General features: G+C 47.9%; 15 protein-coding genes. 12 read left to right on the top strand and 3 right to left on the bottom strand.

Annotated elements, in window-relative coordinates; all coding sequences use genetic code 11:
• Nucleotides 1-11: 11 nt before the first annotated feature.
• The 3 genes from EA408_09945 to EA408_09935 all read right to left on the bottom strand — a co-directional run bounded on the left by EA408_09945 (nucleotide 12) and on the right by EA408_09935 (nucleotide 3,391).
• Nucleotides 12-1,196 (bottom strand): stage II sporulation protein E, encoded by a 1,185-nt coding sequence (locus tag EA408_09945; GenBank protein TVR70978.1) that lies wholly within the window; start codon nucleotides 1,194-1,196, stop codon nucleotides 12-14.
• Nucleotides 1,186-3,057, bottom strand: a complete 1,872-nt coding sequence (locus tag EA408_09940; protein ID TVR70977.1) for a histidine kinase — start codon at nucleotides 3,055-3,057, stop codon at nucleotides 1,186-1,188. The genes EA408_09945 and EA408_09940 overlap by 11 nt, the downstream gene beginning before the upstream one ends.
• Before the next feature lie 82 nt (nucleotides 3,058-3,139).
• A complete protein-coding gene (locus EA408_09935) occupies nucleotides 3,140-3,391 on the bottom strand; it encodes a (2Fe-2S) ferredoxin domain-containing protein (protein TVR70976.1) in 252 nt (83 codons plus the stop codon).
• Between the two features lie 246 nt (nucleotides 3,392-3,637).
• Between EA408_09935 and nuoE the strand changes: the two genes are divergently transcribed.
• From nuoE to EA408_09875, 12 genes are all read left to right on the top strand, one after another.
• Nucleotides 3,638-4,105, top strand: coding sequence for an NADH-quinone oxidoreductase subunit NuoE (gene nuoE, locus EA408_09930; GenBank protein TVR70975.1), 468 nt, complete (start codon nucleotides 3,638-3,640; stop codon nucleotides 4,103-4,105).
• A 2-nt stretch (nucleotides 4,106-4,107) separates the two neighbouring features.
• The gene (locus tag EA408_09925) at nucleotides 4,108-6,060 is read left to right on the top strand and encodes an NADH-quinone oxidoreductase subunit F (GenBank protein TVR70974.1); all 1,953 of its coding nucleotides are present in this window, start codon (nucleotides 4,108-4,110) and stop codon (nucleotides 6,058-6,060) included.
• Nucleotides 6,061-6,090: 30 nt separating this feature from the next.
• The gene (locus EA408_09920; protein TVR71049.1) at nucleotides 6,091-7,812 is read left to right on the top strand and encodes a 4Fe-4S dicluster domain-containing protein; all 1,722 of its coding nucleotides are present in this window, start codon (nucleotides 6,091-6,093) and stop codon (nucleotides 7,810-7,812) included.
• 17 nt (nucleotides 7,813-7,829) lie between these two features.
• Complete coding sequence (locus EA408_09915; GenBank protein ID TVR70973.1) at nucleotides 7,830-9,821, top strand: 4Fe-4S dicluster domain-containing protein; 1,992 nt, start codon at nucleotides 7,830-7,832, stop codon at nucleotides 9,819-9,821.
• Nucleotides 9,822-9,840: 19 nt separating this feature from the next.
• The gene (locus tag EA408_09910; GenBank protein TVR70972.1) at nucleotides 9,841-10,236 is read left to right on the top strand and encodes a response regulator; all 396 of its coding nucleotides are present in this window, start codon (nucleotides 9,841-9,843) and stop codon (nucleotides 10,234-10,236) included.
• A gap of 1 nt (nucleotide 10,237) precedes the next feature.
• Nucleotides 10,238-11,404, top strand: coding sequence for a hybrid sensor histidine kinase/response regulator (locus tag EA408_09905; GenBank protein ID TVR70971.1), 1,167 nt, complete (start codon nucleotides 10,238-10,240; stop codon nucleotides 11,402-11,404).
• Nucleotides 11,388-12,017, top strand: coding sequence for a redox-sensing transcriptional repressor Rex (locus tag EA408_09900; GenBank protein ID TVR70970.1), 630 nt, complete (start codon nucleotides 11,388-11,390; stop codon nucleotides 12,015-12,017). The genes EA408_09905 and EA408_09900 overlap by 17 nt, the downstream gene beginning before the upstream one ends.
• A gap of 25 nt (nucleotides 12,018-12,042) precedes the next feature.
• The gene (locus EA408_09895) at nucleotides 12,043-12,984 is read left to right on the top strand and encodes a riboflavin biosynthesis protein RibF (GenBank protein TVR70969.1); all 942 of its coding nucleotides are present in this window, start codon (nucleotides 12,043-12,045) and stop codon (nucleotides 12,982-12,984) included.
• 139 nt (nucleotides 12,985-13,123) lie between these two features.
• Nucleotides 13,124-13,801: a uracil-DNA glycosylase gene (locus EA408_09890; protein ID TVR70968.1), complete on the top strand. Its 678-nt coding sequence runs from the start codon at nucleotides 13,124-13,126 to the stop codon at nucleotides 13,799-13,801.
• Nucleotides 13,802-14,022: 221 nt separating this feature from the next.
• Entirely contained in the window at nucleotides 14,023-15,450 is a 1,428-nt protein-coding gene (gene hydG / locus EA408_09885) for a [FeFe] hydrogenase H-cluster radical SAM maturase HydG (protein TVR70967.1), read from the top strand.
• Nucleotides 15,451-15,570: 120 nt separating this feature from the next.
• Nucleotides 15,571-15,837 (top strand): hypothetical protein, encoded by a 267-nt coding sequence (locus tag EA408_09880; GenBank protein TVR70966.1) that lies wholly within the window; start codon nucleotides 15,571-15,573, stop codon nucleotides 15,835-15,837.
• Nucleotides 15,838-15,923: 86 nt separating this feature from the next.
• Entirely contained in the window at nucleotides 15,924-16,184 is a 261-nt protein-coding gene (locus tag EA408_09875; protein TVR70965.1) for a hypothetical protein, read from the top strand.
• Nucleotides 16,185-16,226 lie beyond the last annotated feature (42 nt).

The raw sequence follows: 16,226 nt of genomic DNA, 5'->3' as shown, positions 1-16,226 counted from the left end.
CCAGTTGAAGATTATATATATTCGACGGTTACCTCTTTCAGGAACTTCTCCTCGAGCTTGCGCGCAACACGCTTGAGAACGGTGCGCCTGATCTCCAGTTCTACGGGAAGGTTGGGATCCTGGTGGGCTATGTTGATGCGGGTACCTATGATTATCCTTATTTCGTCGCTTTCAAGCAGCAGGCTTGCAATCTGGTCGGCCGGGCCCTTACCGGGAACCCAGCTCTGATTGTGCTCGTTAAGGATCTTGGATACCTTGCTGAGCGTCAGGATCCCTTCGGTTACAAGGTCTATGCCATCCATATGTGAGACGGGGGGCAGGTCAGGATCGGTAAATTCAAAGGTGTCTTTTATCTCCAGTCCGAGTTCCCTTGCCACTATATCGCCGGTAGTTCCTCCCGACAGGATCTTTTTGCCGGGATACTCCTTTACTATGTCTGCAAGTTTTGTGTCGTTTTCGTTTTCAAAGGGGGGGCCGCTGCAGAGCAGGAGCTTCCTGGGTTCACGGAAGTATATCACGGCACAGGAGGTGTCGTCCTGGGCATTATAGTTGTCGTTCTTGTATGCTGTGTTGATTATGCGGGATGCCAGTTTCTGGGCCGAAATGTCGGGCTGCTGTTCAATAATTCCTGTAATGAACTGCTGCACGTTTTCCCGGCCCCAGCCGAAGGGATACTTTTTTGAGCCCATACCCGACTGCGTGATGCCATCTGAGCATATTATGATCCGGTCTTCCTTACGGGGATTAAAATGGCAGCTCTTGATCTCTTTTCCCTTGTTTTTTTCTGAGCTTAGGATCAGGCATTTCCATTCAGAATCAAGAGGTTTGCTTTCCCTCATTATGAAACTGCCTGGGTTGTCATATTCAAGGATACTGGTTTGGGCATTCATCTCAATGTCAACTGCCGTGAAGGTTGAATAACTTATTTTTCGCTGACTGCATACCGGCAGGGTGTTCATGATTATCTCGGCAATACGGGTTACATCCTTGTGTTCACGGGTGAAGTTAAGGGCCATCGATGCGGTAAGCGTTGCCAGTATGTTTGCCTTTACACCATGCCCCATGCCGTCAGACAAAACTGCTACAATCCTGTTCTCTTCCTTTACCCTTTGTGAGAGGAAAACATCTCCGCAGATTCTCTCCTTGCCGTGATTCTTCTGCTGGTATCCAACTTCAACATAGAAGCTATTCTCCATCTTCTTCCGGTTTTTCGGGCATTTTGTACGACTCGATTATGCTGTTGAGCATAGCTTCAGTTTCAGATGCGCCTTCCCCGAGAAGGAACCCGATCTTCTGCACCAGTTCAAGGTTCTTATCGATCACATCGGTAACCCTTTTGATCACCTCCTCTTTCCGTACCTCAGGCACGTAAAGGTCTCTTATCACCGCACCCACTATCTTATTTTTCCTTATGGTAAATATCGATATGTTATAAAGGATATCATTAAAGAGAACGTCGCGGTTAACAATATTGTCATCCTGGTTAAGCACGTAAGAGAAGAGATTATAGAAGTTATAGGGGAGCAATGTTTTAAGATCGGCTCCCTCAAGTCCGGGAATCACATCCTCTATCATCCTGGCCTCCTCATCGAGCATATTGATGAAGCTTTTGTTTGCCTGAATCACCTTCAGCTCATTGTCTACAAGAACCACGCTTGAGGGGAGCTTTTCAAGCATTGTATGGGTGGTCTCAAAGGACTCCCTTGCCAGTTGCTGCTCACGCCGGGCATTCTTTTCAGACTTTCTGAGGGCCTCCTGGGTTTCAGCCAGTTTCTGGTTTGTTTCCCTCAGGGTTCTGATATAGTCGTGCCTGTTCTTCAGGGTAAATGTCAGGCACATTTCCGTTTTTGCCAGTCCCCGTGCCACAGCCACCGCAAAATCCCTGCAGGATGTGTAGCCGCATGATGCACAGCCGATCTCATCGACATTGTTCTCTTTTCCGATGACCTGGAGTATCTCTTGTATCTTGTCTTCGTCAGGAAAGGGCAGCCTCTGGTCATCTTTTTTGAATTTTCGCGACAGGTCGAGCTTACCGAACTCCTCCATATCCTTTTCCCATTTTTTTACGTCGAAATTTTTCAGCCTCCTTTTTGCGTAGTCAACCACCAGGGCATGGCGCCTGAACTTTTCACCTCCCCTTGAAGTCCCCGGTCCCATTATACACCCTTCGTTATAGAACAGATTGAAATGCTTTTTTATGTTGTCAATTTGCTTTTCAAACTGGTTAACAGCCTCAAGCATGCCGTTCCGTCCCTCCGCGGTTATCACATTACCGTCAAGCAGGCTCTGGTCAATGTCAGCTGCTTCGAGTATTCCCGTGCTTATGGGGTATAGGGAGCCCTTGTATCCTATGGGCGGATCAAAATCGGAGAATTCCACTTTTTTCTCGCTAATGTCATACTCAGTAAACAGCTCCCTTAACTCGGCAAAGGTCAGCACAGCATCTATACGTCCGTCATCACGGTATCTTTTGCCCTCTTTCTTTGTCTCAATACAGGGGCCTATGTAAACCACCCTGAGCTTGTTGCCATATTTCTTGCGGGCCACTTTTGCGGTGGCTATCATGGGCGATACCAAAGGTGCAAGGTTGTCTGTAAGATCGGGATGGAACTTTTCAATGTATGAAACTACTGCCGGACAGTTGGCGGTAATGTAATATTTACCCTTAAAGCTGTTGAAAAGCTCATTGTATTTGCGGGCAACAAGGTCAACCCCGAAGGAGGCTTCAAATACATATTCAAAGCCAAGGGCCCTGATCATGTCGACAAATTTCCGGTAGTCGGTAATATCATGAAATTCTCCCGAGATACTTGGCCCGCATATTGCAGCCACCTTGTCGTCCGATCCAAGGAGCGTCTTTGCGTCTTCTTTCGAATCCCTGTAACTTATGGCACCCGGTGAGCAAACCTTCAGGCAGTGCCCGCAACCAATGCAGGCATTGTGCATAACCTCGGGATAATCCTGGTGAGCCTCTACCTTGATGGCATTGACGGGGCAGATCCTGACACAGGAGTAGGAGAGGTTGCATTTTTCGTTGTCAATATTTATCAGGGCCATAATCTTTTTGGTTAGCGTTTGTCAGGCCTGGCATCCGTGCAAAAACCTTCAGGCGCTGCAGGAGGTTAAATTACTTGGCCTCTTACCTCCTGAGGGATCTTTTCAGTATTCCTTCTACATCTTCCGGGTTGACTCCTTCATATAGTGTGTCGCCAATTTTAAGCACCGGTCCTTTTTCGCAAATATTGAAGCAACGGCTCCCGCGAAAAAAGTACTTGTCTTCCAGGTTATTCTCTTTGAGAAACTTATCTATCAGCGGCAGGCTTTTCCTGTTGCCCCTTGAAAAGCATGAACTGCCGAGGCAGATCACTATCTCTGTTTTGTTGTTATCCATACCAGGTCAGGAACCTTTATATTATGCACATTTACTTCAGGTACACATCCTTGTCTTAGTGCAACGGCACTGTTGCACAGGCAACAATAACCTGATTAATAAGCAAAAATAACAATTTTTTCACACAAAAACATGCTGACAAACATTGTTAATTATGTAACAATGTTTGTTTTGTAACAATATTTTTTTGTAAACTTGTGTTTTACAAAAAGGTTTTTATCAGGAACTTGAGTAAAGTATATTTTGATGGATGAGAAGAATAATGAAATTCTGGAAAAATATCCGAAAGGGAGCCGTGAAAGCCTGATCCCGATGCTCCAGGATATCCAGGAAGCGTACGGTTACCTTTCAGAGCAGGCGGTCGTAGAGGTAGGGCGATACCTGGACCTGCCCTCGGGAAAGATTTACGGACTTGCCACGTTCTACAACCAGTTCAGGTTTAAGCCCTTGGGCCAGTATCACATATGCTTCTGTCACGGGACATCCTGTCATGTGACCGGTGCCGAAGAAGTTCGCAAGAAGCTTGAGAAGAAGCTCCGTATAAGTCCGGGAGAAACCACCAGGGACGGTAAATTCAGCCTTGAGCTAACAGCATGCATGGGAGCCTGCCATCTTTCACCGGTGATAAGGATAAACGGTAATTATCATACCCGTGTTAAGCCTGATGAAGTAGGTGATATTATCGATTCCTGCATAGAAGAAAGGGAGGATTGAACATGGAAAACAGAACCCATATTCCCATAAAGAAAGAATACCTTGTTGATAATGTACTGATGAATGAATCGGTCGACCTGCCCGCTGATGTTGAGAAGATGATGAGGCTGCTTCGCAGGGCAAAGGTGCGCCATCCGGCTGTATTTGTCGGAACAGCCAGCAGCGGAGTGATATCGGGAGCAGGGGATACACTTGACGAGATAAGAAAATATCTGGATGAGCGCAATATCAGGGCTGATGTTGTCGAGACAGGTTCGGCCGGGTATTCATCAATGGAACCGGTAGTTGAAGTGCAGATGCCCGGAAAGACAAGGGTGGCATTCAGAAACGTAACTGCGGGCAAGCTCTCTTCCGTGCTTGACGGGATATTCAACAGCATAATTCCTGAGGAGCATGTGCTTGGCCAGCACCGTGATAGGGCACTTGAAATATGGAAGGATGTTCCTTTTATAGATGAATTGCCCTTTTTTTCGCTTCAGAAAAGGAACCTGCTCCGGAACTGGGGCCGTATCAGTCCACTCTCCATCGAAGAGTACATTGCAACAGGCGGTTACAGGTCATACGTCAAGACAGTGCGCAGCTATACACATGAAGAGGTGTGTGATATTGTTGAAAAGAGCGGACTTCAGGGCAGGGGCGGGGGAGGTTTCCTTACGGGGAAGAAGTGGAAGGTTGCCCATTCAGTTTTTGCCGATCAGCGATACCTGTTATGCAACGCCGATGAGAGTGATCCGGGTGGATATGCCAACAGGGCTATGATCGAGAGTGATCCGCACCGGCTATTGGAAGGAGTTTTGATAGCTGCCTATGCCATTGGTACCTCCAGGGCTTTGATATATATCCGCAATGACTACAGGATAGCTATCGAAAGGCTGGAGCATGCTATCAGTCAGGCACGTGAATTCGGGTTGATTGGGCATAACGTTTATGGCAGCGGATTCAATATTGAGATCACTGTGAGGAAAGGACCGGGTGCCTTTGTCTGCGGAGAGGAGACCGCCATGATAAGCAGCCTTGAAGGCAAGAGGGGAATGCCCAGACCCAAGCCGCCCTATCCTGCGGTCTCTGGCCTTTTTGGCAAGCCAACTGTTGTGAACAATGTTGAGACACTTTCAAATATACCTGCAATTTTTGAGAACGGACCGGACTGGTTCATGTCGATAGGGAATGAATCTGCAAGGGGAACAAAGATTCTGGTGCTTTCGGGCATAATTGTCAACCAGGGGATTATTGAAGTTCCGCTGGGAACGCCTGTAAAGGATATTATTTATGGGACAGGTGAGGGCATTCCGGATAACAAGACTTTCAAGGCTGTCCAGATTGGCGGTCCTTCAGGCGGTTTTCTTACGTCAGAAAACATTGATACTCCCTATGACTTCTCCTCTCTGGCCAGTGAAGGTGTATATATGGGATCGGGCGGAATGGTTGTGCTGGATGAAAGCTGCTGTATTATCGATACGGTAAAGTATTTCATGGATTTCATACAGAAAGAGAGCTGTGGCAAATGTATTCCCTGCAGGGAAGGAACCAGTCGAATGCTGGAGGTTTATGAGAATATCACCAGGCGGCCTGTTGATGCAAACGGCCACACTACACTTGAGCGTTTCAAAGGCGTAATGCAGCTTGAGAGCCTTGCCGGTGTGATCAGTGATACTTCGCTTTGCGGACTGGGGCAGAAGGCACCCAATACAGTTACAAGTTCCCTGAGGCATTTCAGGAGTGATTATGAGGAGCATATATTCGACCGGGAGTGTAGTGCCGGTGTATGTAAGGAGCTCAGGCTATTTCAGATAGATGTGAACAAGTGTACCGGCTGTACCGTATGTGCGCCTAAATGCCCGGAGTCAGCCATTATAGGCACCCGGCACCATCCTTTCTTCATAGTTGAAGAAAAATGTACAGGATGCGGTATCTGTTATGACGTTTGCAAATTCAGCGCCATTTATGTGAAATAGTGACCGCTAATAAATAACAGAAACGAGATGATAGTCAAAATAGAGGTCAACAACAAGATTGTCAGGGCACGGAAGGGTGAAACGATTATGTCGGCACTGCAATCGGCCGGAATAAAGATACCGTCGATATGCTCAATGAAGGATTTTACCCCAACGGGAGCATGCAGGATGTGTGTAGTAGAGGTTGAAGGGCATGGTGGACTTGTTCCTTCGTGTTCGCAGCCTGTCAACGAGTGGATGAAGATAAAAACACACTCCCCAAGGGTGGTCAGGTCCAGGAAAACCATAGTGGAACTGCTTCTTTCCAACCATCCCGACGACTGTCTTTACTGTGAACGTAACGGAAACTGCGAGCTGCAGACTCTCGCTGAGGAGTTGAACGTCAGGGAGCGACGCATTATGGGTAAGAAGAACAGGTATAAACTTGATCATTCGAGCCCCTCGATAGTCCGTGACCCAGCCAAATGCATTCTTTGCGGAAGGTGTGTCAGGGTTTGTGAGGATAAAATGGCTGTATTTGCTATAGATTTTGTAAACAGGGGAAACAGGACCGTTATAGGTACTGCTTATGACAAGGATCTGAATTTCTCAAGTTGTATTAATTGCGGTCAATGTATAATGGTCTGCCCGACCGGGGCTCTTTATGAAAAGGACGGGTTACAGGAGCTCGAGGATGCATTGCATAACCCTGAAAAAACAGTTGTTGCCCAGTATGAATCTTCGGTAAGTGTTTCTCTGGCCGAAGAATTCGGGATAAGGCCGGGAAAGGATATGGGAGGCATTATCAATGCAGTTCTCAGGAAGATAGGTTTTGACGGGATATTCGACACCTCCGGTGCTTCCGATATTGCCGCGCTTGAGATGGCAGCGGAGTTAACGGAGAGAAAAAAAAGAAGTGAAAATGTTCCGGTAGTTACGGGCAGCTGCCCGGCATGGGTTAAATTTGCAGAACAGTGGTATCCTGACCTTCTTGATCACATGTCATCGTGCAAGTCCCCCCAGCAGATTTTGGGCACCATAATCAAGACCCATTATCCTGAAAAGAAGGATATCGACCCCGGTAAAATATTCTCAGTTGCTATTACCTCCTGCACTGCCAGGAAATTTGAGACACAGCGGGCGGAGATGACGAGGAAGGGAATATCAGACATTGATTGTGTATTAACAACACGTGAGCTTGCAAAGCTAATCAGGCTTTACGGAGTAGACATTGACCAGGTTGAAGCTGAGGTGGCCGATGAGCCTTACGGAATGCCCAGTTCAGCCGGAAAACTTTTCGGTGCTGCAGGCGGGATGAGTGAGGCGGTCATCCGCTCTCTTCCTCATATTAACGGATCAAAGGAACTTGCCGGGCTGAAGTTCCAGGAGTTACGCGGCATTAAAGGAAGAAAAGAGGCCAGAATTAAGATCGGCAAGAGTGTATACAGGTTCGCCGTGGTAAGCGGGCTATCAAATGCCCTGCCCCTGGTTGAGGGGATACGTTCAGGGGACTCCGGGTACGATTTTGTAGAGATAATGGCATGTGCAGGTGGTTGTATCAATGGCGGAGGACAGCCGATTGGCGCCGGTGATGCTGCCATAAGAGCCAGGATGAAGGCCCTTTACAGTATAGACGAAAAGGAGACCATAAGGGTCCCATATAAAAACCCGGCTGTCAGGTCCCTCTATAACGACTACCTTGGCGAACCGGGTAGCGACAGATGCAAATCACTTTTTTACACGAAATATTCGGAACGGAAGGTGCTTCTCTGAGATAATCATCATTGACGATGGAAGAAAAAGAAGAACATAAAAAGCTGCTCATTACGCTGAAGGACCGTTGCCGTGTCTGTTATACCTGTGTCAGGGAGTGTCCGGCAAAAGCCATAAAGATCATAAACGGACAGGCAGAGGTGCTTATTGAACGTTGCATAGGTTGCGGTAACTGTACCCGCGTATGCAGCCAGGGTGCCAAGGTTTACAGACGTTCGGCCGACAGGGTGAATGACCTGCTGGAATCCCCGGTCAGGGTTGCTGCCCTGGTTGCCCCGAGTTTTCCGGCTGAGTTTACCGAAACCGGCGATTACCGGATCTTTGTGGGTATGATGAGAAGACTGGGGTTTGACCATGTTTTTGAAGTTGGGTTCGGGGCCGACCTGGTGGCCAATGAGTATAAAAAGCTTCTTGAGGGAAAAGGTGAAAAGAGGTATATATCATCTGACTGCCCTGCTATAGTCAATTATATCAGAAAGTACCACCCTGACCTGGTGCCAAACCTTGCAAGCGTGGTTTCGCCAATGGTTGCGATGAGCCGGGTTGTCAGGAAAAAACTTGGCAATGACGTCAGCATAGTGTTTACCGGCCCGTGTGTGGCGAAAAAAGATGAATCACAGGATGTTGATACAGTGCTTACATTTGCCGAACTGAGGGAAATGTTCAAAGAGAAGAATATAGAGGCGTCTGTTACAGAACCCTCATGTTTTGATCCTCCCGAAGCAGGTAAGGGCGCTGTCTTCCCTATCAGCAGGGGACTGCTTCAGACGGTTGATATCAAAGACAGCGCTTTCGACGGAAATATAATAGTCGCTGAGGGAAGAGCAGACTTCCAGGAGGCAATTAAGGAGTTTGAAGCCGGACTTATCAGCAATCATCATCTTGAGCTGCTCTGCTGTGAAGGATGCATAATGGGACCGGGCATGTCTGAAGGTGGTAAGCACTATGCAAGAAGGTCCCTGGTGAGCAGTTACGTGCGTGACAAGATAAAGCGTTCCGATCCGGAGGAATGGAAGAAAAATATGGCCGATTACGGCTCAGTAGATCTTACTTCCGGGTTTAACCCAGATGATCAGCGACTGCCAACTCCTTCGGTAAAGGAGATCAGGAGTGAGCTGGAGAAGATGGGTAAGTTTGATGCACGTGATTTCCTAAATTGCGGTGCATGCGGCTATGAAACCTGCGAGGATCATGCAATCGCCATTATCGAGGGACTGGCTGAGATTGAGATGTGCCTGCCTATGACAATAGATAAGCTTCATAATTCGATAAATGATCTTGCAGTGACCAACGAAAAGCTGGTGTCGGTGCAGCAGGCTCTCAAACAGTCTGAGAAAATGGCAAGCATGGGCCAGCTTTCGGCAGGTATTGCACATGAGCTGAATAACCCGCTGGGGGTGGTAATAATGTACAGCAATATTCTCCTTGAGGAGGTGCCGAAGAATTCGCCCGAATACTCAGACCTCAGGCTTATAGTCGAGCAGGCAAACAGGTGCAAGAAGATAGTGGGGGGACTGCTTAACTTTGCACGCAAGAACCAGGTAAGGCCAACTGAGGTAAAACCTGAGAGTATAGTAAGGCAGTCTCTCGATGCCCTTATAATTCCCGATAACATCAGGGTTGAGCTGAATGTTGATCCTTCTGGCCATCACAGCGCTCAACTGGATGCAGAACAGATGATCCAGGCATTGACTAACCTGCTGAAGAATTCGGTTGAGGCAATGCCGGAAGGAGGAGTGCTGCGGATTGATATTGTCAGTGAGAATGATAAAGTGGAGTTTCACATCAGCGACACCGGTACAGGCATCCGTGAAGAGGACATGGAAAAGATATTCGAGCCCTTCTATACAACAAAGGGGATAGGGAAGGGGACGGGACTCGGACTTGCAACGACTTACGGGATAGTAAAAATGCACATGGGCCAGATCAATGTTATATCCAATGCCGACCCTGCAAATGGCGATACCGGAACCAAATTCACTGTAACATTGCCGGCAAACAATATTTGATATTTTAATAAATGGTATTATGGACAAGAATAAAAAGACGATCCTGCTGGTTGACGATGATGAGGATTATCTCTTTCAGACCAGGCTCAATATCGAACAGTTCGGGTTCAGGGTCGTGACGGCCGAAAGTCAGGCCGAGGCCGAGAAACTTCTGGAAACACTCAAGCCTGACCTGGCTGTGCTTGACCTGATGATGGAGAAGGATGACAGCGGGTTCATCCTGGCATACAAGCTGAAGAGAAGATATCCGGATGTTCCTGTCATTATAGCAACGGCAGTTTCGGCCGAAACAGGAATGTCGTTCGGGGTGAGTTCGGAAGATGAAAGAAAATGGATCAGGGCAGACCTCTATATTGAGAAGGGGGTCAGGGCTGATCAGCTTCACAGGGAAATACTCAAACTGCTAAAGATGTAGAATGGAAAAACTGCAGGTTCTTGTTGTGGATGATGAACCGGGTATCTGCTCGGGCATAACCAGGATATTGTCAAGGTATTCTGTAGGCTTTCCTTTTATGGATGAGGATATTGCTTTTGAGGTATTGGAGACTCATACCGGGGAGGAGGCTATCGGTATAATTGAAAAGAAGGTACCCGATATAATACTGCTTGACAATAAACTCCCTGGAATACAGGGTATTGAGGTGCTGGAGCACATAAACAAGAAAAACCTCGATACGATTGTGCTGATGATCACCTCTTATGCATCGCTTGAGCTGGCGGTGAAGGCTACCAACCAGGGCGCACATGATTTTATACCGAAGCCCTTTACCCCACAGGAGCTTAAGTCTGCAATTGAGAGTGTTACAAAGCATATTTTTCTTAAACGGATGACCCGGAAACTCAATAAGGAGGGCAGGCAGATCAGGTTCCAGTTCCTGTCGGTGCTGTCGCATGAGCTGAAGGCACCTCTTAATGCCATTGAGGGATACCTGCGAATTATGGAGGACAGGCAGGCCGGGAATGACCTCGATGCCTACAACAAGATCATAGAACGCTCTCTGGTCCGCGTCAAGGGCATGAGGAGCCTTATAATGGATCTTCTTGATCTTACCCGGATAGAATCGGGCAAGAAGAAGAGGGAGGTGGTTCCCGTCAACATGACAGAGGTGGCCAGGTTATCGATCGATACCATGGGTCCCATATCCATACAAAAAGATGTAAAAATAGACCTAGATGCTCCCGGTGAGGTGTTCATGGAAGCTGACAGGGAGGAGATGGAAATTATATTCAATAATCTATTATCCAATGCTATCAAGTATAACATAGAGGGCGGAACTGTTGACTGCAAGATCGAGCAGCAGGACCAAAGCATATTGATAACAGTTTCTGATACCGGCATTGGTATAACCGAGGAGGAAATACCCAGGCTTTTCCAGGAATTTGTAAGAATCAGGAATGAAAAGACAAGGCAAATTGCAGGAAGCGGACTTGGCTTGTCAATAGTAAAAAAACTGATCAGGCTCTATAAGGGTGAAATAAAAGTCAGTAGCAAGCCGGGCGAAGGGAGTACTTTTACGGTAATATTTCCGCTTAAAACCCCTGCCAACAATAATATTCAGGAAAAAGATGAAACTACCGGGTAAAACGATCGAAAGACTAAGCCAGTACAGGAGAATTCTCCTTAACTGCCTCGCAACAGGCAAGACCCATATTTATTCCCACGAACTTGCCGACATGCTTAACCTGACGGCTGTACAGGTCAGAAGGGACATCATGCTGATGGGATATTCAACCAGCCAGAAAAAGGGTTATGATATAAATGAGCTGATAAAGGTGATCGGGTCCATCCTGGATACCCGCAAGGGGCAGAATGTTGCCGTTGTCGGTGTCGGAAACCTTGGCAGGGCAATTACAGGGTATTTCATGGGCAAGCGTTCAAAACTGAATATTGTTGCAACATTTGACAATGATCCGGCCAAGGTGAACAGGGTTATTTCAGGTGTGAACTGTTATCCTGTAAAGGAGCTTGCTGACAGGATCAGGGAGCTCAACATTACCATAGCGGTCCTTACAGTACCCCCTGATCATGCCGCTTCTGTGGCGGAAGAGCTTGTTATTGCCGGGATCAGGGGGATACTGAATTTCACCTCGGTTCCGGTGAATATCTCTCCGCATGTATACCTGGAGGATTACGATATGATAACCTCGCTTGAAAAAGTCGCATATTTTACTAAAAAGAACAGCCTGGTTTCGTAAATTCGCGTTTTGAAAAAATGGGAAGATGGAGGTACATTACGGACTGGACAAGGAGTTCAACATAAAAAACCCGGTTATCACCACCGGTTCATTTGACGGGGTGCATGTGGGACATAAAACGATCCTTAACCGGCTTCGCAAGCTGGCAAAGGAGGTTGACGGCGAATCGGTTCTTATAACTTTTCATCCTCATCCGCGCAAGATTCTATATCCTGATACTGCCGGCAGGGAACTCCGGCTTATAAACTCACAAAGCGAAAAGATCAAGCTGCTCAGGACGACCAAACTTGATCACCTGATAATAGTTGAGTTTACCCTCGAGTTCTCGAGGATGACTTCGGCCGATTTTATAAGGAAGGTTATTGCCGGAAAACTCCATGCCAGAAAGGTTGTTGTGGGCTTTAATCACCATTTCGGACACAACCGGGAAGGTGATTACGAGCACCTCTATGAACTGGGCAAATATTTCAAGTTTGATGTTGAGGAGATTCCCCAGCAGGATATAGATAATGAAACGGTAAGCTCTACCAAGATCAGAAAGGCTTTGCGTGAGGGAAATATTCAGCGGGCAAATGCTTACCTGGATCATCACTATATTATCAGGGGTGTGCTTGAAAAGGGTGACCCCCGTATGAAAGCCCTCGGTTTTCCCACACTGAGGTTGCCTGTAGAGGAAGAATCGAAACTGATTCCGCCTGACGGACTTTATGCTGTTCACCTCATCTCAGGTAACCTTTATTACCGGGGTATTATTAAGATCAGAAGGCCCGGAGGCGATACAGCAGTGCAGGCGACCAACATAAGCATTCAACTGCACCTGTTTGAATACGATAACGATATTGCAGGGAAGACAGCAACAATCTTTTTTCACAAGCAGATGCGCAATGAAGCGATATTTACCAACGGGTACAATCTGCAGGACGAATTGCAGGAGGCAAGGGAGGAGACTGAAGAGCTTATTTACTAACGTGTAAAGCCGGTTTCCCCTTTCGGGGAATCGCATGTCTTGACACCGTTAAAACCGCTGTATTCCGGCAGAACCCGCAGTATTCCAGCCGACACCGGCAGGACAGAAACCGGACCAGGCAAATGTAAAGAACAGTTAAATGACCAGTGTTAAACCGGAAATTGAGGATAGCTGGAAAGAGCTGCTGACAGATCAGTTTGCAGCGCCCTATTTTACCGAACTGAAGGGCTTTCTGGTAGATGAAAAATCCCGGTTTAGTGTTTATCCCCCGGGAAGTCTCATTTTTAGCGCCTTTAACCTGACCCCGGCTGACAAGGTTAAGGTTGTTATACTCGGCCAGGATCCGTATCATGGTGCGGGTCAGGCACATGGCCTCTGTTTCTCGGTCCCCGACGGTATAAAGCCGCCTCCTTCGCTGGCCAATATCTACAAGGAGCTGAACTCTGACCTAGGCATACCGGTTCCCTCACACGGAAATCTTGAAAAATGGGCGCGGCAGGGAGTGCTTCTTCTCAATGCCACCCTTACCGTACGGGCCGGGCAGGCCGGTTCACACCAGAACCGGGGGTGGGAGACCTTTACCGATGCAGTTATAACTTCGCTTTCGCGGAACAGTACCGGAATTGTATTCATGCTTTGGGGGCGCTATGCCCAGGCAAAAGAGGGCCTTATCGACACATCCCGGCACCGTGTTCTGAAGGCTGCACATCCCTCCCCGTTTTCTGCGGCCAGCGGCTTTTTTGGCTGCCGTCACTTCTCCCGTGCCAACAGGCTCCTCGAAGAATCAGGCAGGGAGCCGGTGGACTGGTCGCTTTGATCCACCCCTGCTTACCTGATGCCAGGACAGTCCGGGTCAAAAGATCAGGAGCAGCCTGAGCCTTAACACCCCGTGGTAACCTGAGCGAAAAGACCACGGGTAACCCGAGCCAAAACCGGATATCAAAAAACCGGTAAAAGGCTTCGTATTTATGCCATTTTGGGCTAACTTAGCGGAAAGTATTTGAGCAATCCATTACCTGTTTTTTCTTTCTGAAAATAATGAAGTTTTATCCTGAAAAATGCAGCATAAAGGACCGGCGGATGGAACCTTTCATCGACCCCGATGAGATTTGGAACCTGATAAACAATACCCGGTCATCCCCCGAAAGGGTTAGAGAAGTAATTGCTAAATCTCTCGGTAAACAGCGGCTCACCCTTGAAGAGACCGCGGTGCTTATAAACGCTGATTCTCCCGAACTGATAGAAGAGATAAAGGAGGGCGCCAGGGAGCTCAAAAAGAGGGTGTACGGCAACCGTATCGTGTTGTTTGCACCGCTGTACGTGGGTAACAAGTGTACCAACAACTGCACCTATTGTGGATTCAGGACCTCCAACAAATTTGCCGTCAGGCAGACACTATCCGACAGCCAGCTGGTAAAAGAGGTCGAGGCACTCGAGGACAACGGGCAGAAGCGGCTTATCCTGGTTTACGGCGAGCATCCTGCTTATAATGCCGAATATATTGCCCATACTGTACGAACGGTTTATTCGGTTAAAAAGGGCAACGGCGAGATCAGGAGGGTGAATATAAATGCCGCACCCCTCGATATTGACGGGTTCCGTATTGTGAAGGATGCAGGCATTGGCACCTACCAGATCTTCCAGGAGACATATCATAAGGAAACTTATCAGAAATACCATCTTGGTGGGAAAAAGATGGACTACGATTACCGTCTCACTGCACTCGACAGGGCGCAGGAGGCAGGCATAGACGATGTTGGCATTGGCGCACTGTTCGGGTTGTACGACTGGAGGTTTGAGGTACTGGGACTGGTACGGCATACAAACCACTTTGAGGCATGTTACAGGGTAGGGCCGCATACTATTTCTTTCCCCAGGATTCAGGATGCCTCATCGGTAAATGTTGATCCAAAATACATGGTAAGCCATGAGGAGTTCATCAGGCTCGTCGCCATACTCAGGCTTGCGGTGCCGTATACCGGGATGATACTGACTGCAAGGGAAAACGCGATGGTCAGGAGGGAGGTTATGAAGTTCGGCGTTTCACAGATCGATGGCGGCACCAAACTCGAAATGGGAAGTTATTCGGAAAGCATTAATGAGGAGCAGGACCTGAACAAGGAGCAGTTCAAGATTAATGATTCCAGGTCGCTAAACGAGATAATAGATGAACTTCTGGAAGATGGTTATCTCCCCTCATTTTGCACGGCATGCTACAGGAAGGGGAGGACAGGTGAGCATTTTATGGAGTTTTCGGTGCCCGGCTTCATCAAAAGGTTCTGTTCGCCCAACGCCATACTCACTTTGGCTGAATACCTTGAGGATTATGCTCCGCCCGCTACCGCCGAAAAGGGGTGGAAGGTGATCGAGGATAACATCAGGCAGCTGGACGGCGAAAAGCTCACCGGCCAGATAAGGGAAAGGCTTGCGTTGATAAGGGAGGGTAAGCGCGACCTCTATTTTTGATGCAATGGCTCCGGTCCGCTCCGGTTGTGATAAGGGGCAGGTGTACCGGGAAACGGTGTAATACTGTTGTGGAACCGTAACTTGCAGATAAATAATTTACTAACTGTTTATAACACAACGATGAGCGAACTTCGTGTTTTGGGACTTCAGGTGTTTGACCGGATCAAGGAAGCGGGTCGCACACAGTCGGTTCTGTCAAAGTATGCCCACTGCATCCGTACCAGGCTTGGTTTTCATGAGCTTACCAGCGAGGTTTGCAGCCGTGACGGGTTCATCATCCTCGAGCTTGCAGGAGACAGCGGCGAATGGGATAAGTTACAGAAGGAGCTGGGAGAGATCGGCGGGCTTAACCTGCAGGTCATGTCATTTGAACTGGAAGGCGGCTGATCTGCCTGAGTGGTTGTCCATGGAGGAGAAATAGCAATATTGGTGACTTAAAAGTATAAATTGAATATTAAGAAAGACATTTGGTTATGGAAAAGGAAATCCGCATTCTTGGTGTACTGATCACCAACCGTGAAAAGGAGGCCGGCAATGTTCAGCGGTTGCTGACCAAGTTCGGCTGCTCCATCAAGACCCGCCTGGGACTTCATGAGATTGCCACGGACCTGTGTTCGCCTTGCGGACTCATACTCCTCGAACTTCTGGGCGATACCGCCGAAATGGACAAGCTGGAGAAAGAGCTTGGCCAGTTAAGTGGTGTACAGCTCAAAAAGATGGTGTTCCGGCACTGATTCTGTTTTACCCTACCTTTTTATAATCCTTCCGGCAGATGG

Source organism: Marinilabiliales bacterium, assembly GCA_007695015.1.
In the GTDB taxonomy this organism is placed as follows: domain Bacteria; phylum Bacteroidota; class Bacteroidia; order Bacteroidales; family PUMT01; genus PXAP01.
Note: the sequence above shows the minus strand (reverse complement) of the source record. Positions and strands in the feature narration are given on the sequence as shown.

Excerpts from the sequence above, each read along its gene's own strand:
- EA408_09945 (TVR70978.1), bottom strand. The coding sequence starts at position 1,196 with ATGGAGAATAGCTTCTATGTTGAAGTTGGATACCAGCAGAAGAATCAC.
- EA408_09940 (TVR70977.1), bottom strand. The coding sequence starts at position 3,057 with ATGGCCCTGATAAATATTGACAACGAAAAATGCAACCTCTCCTACTCC.
- EA408_09935 (TVR70976.1), bottom strand. The coding sequence starts at position 3,391 with ATGGATAACAACAAAACAGAGATAGTGATCTGCCTCGGCAGTTCATGC.
- nuoE (TVR70975.1), top strand. The coding sequence starts at position 3,638 with ATGGATGAGAAGAATAATGAAATTCTGGAAAAATATCCGAAAGGGAGC.
- EA408_09925 (TVR70974.1), top strand. The coding sequence starts at position 4,108 with ATGGAAAACAGAACCCATATTCCCATAAAGAAAGAATACCTTGTTGAT.
- EA408_09915 (TVR70973.1), top strand. The coding sequence starts at position 7,830 with ATGGAAGAAAAAGAAGAACATAAAAAGCTGCTCATTACGCTGAAGGAC.
- EA408_09910 (TVR70972.1), top strand. The coding sequence starts at position 9,841 with ATGGACAAGAATAAAAAGACGATCCTGCTGGTTGACGATGATGAGGAT.
- EA408_09905 (TVR70971.1), top strand. The coding sequence starts at position 10,238 with ATGGAAAAACTGCAGGTTCTTGTTGTGGATGATGAACCGGGTATCTGC.
- EA408_09900 (TVR70970.1), top strand. The coding sequence starts at position 11,388 with ATGAAACTACCGGGTAAAACGATCGAAAGACTAAGCCAGTACAGGAGA.
- EA408_09895 (TVR70969.1), top strand. The coding sequence starts at position 12,043 with ATGGAGGTACATTACGGACTGGACAAGGAGTTCAACATAAAAAACCCG.
- EA408_09890 (TVR70968.1), top strand. The coding sequence starts at position 13,124 with ATGACCAGTGTTAAACCGGAAATTGAGGATAGCTGGAAAGAGCTGCTG.
- hydG (TVR70967.1), top strand. The coding sequence starts at position 14,023 with ATGAAGTTTTATCCTGAAAAATGCAGCATAAAGGACCGGCGGATGGAA.
- EA408_09880 (TVR70966.1), top strand. The coding sequence starts at position 15,571 with ATGAGCGAACTTCGTGTTTTGGGACTTCAGGTGTTTGACCGGATCAAG.
- EA408_09875 (TVR70965.1), top strand. The coding sequence starts at position 15,924 with ATGGAAAAGGAAATCCGCATTCTTGGTGTACTGATCACCAACCGTGAA.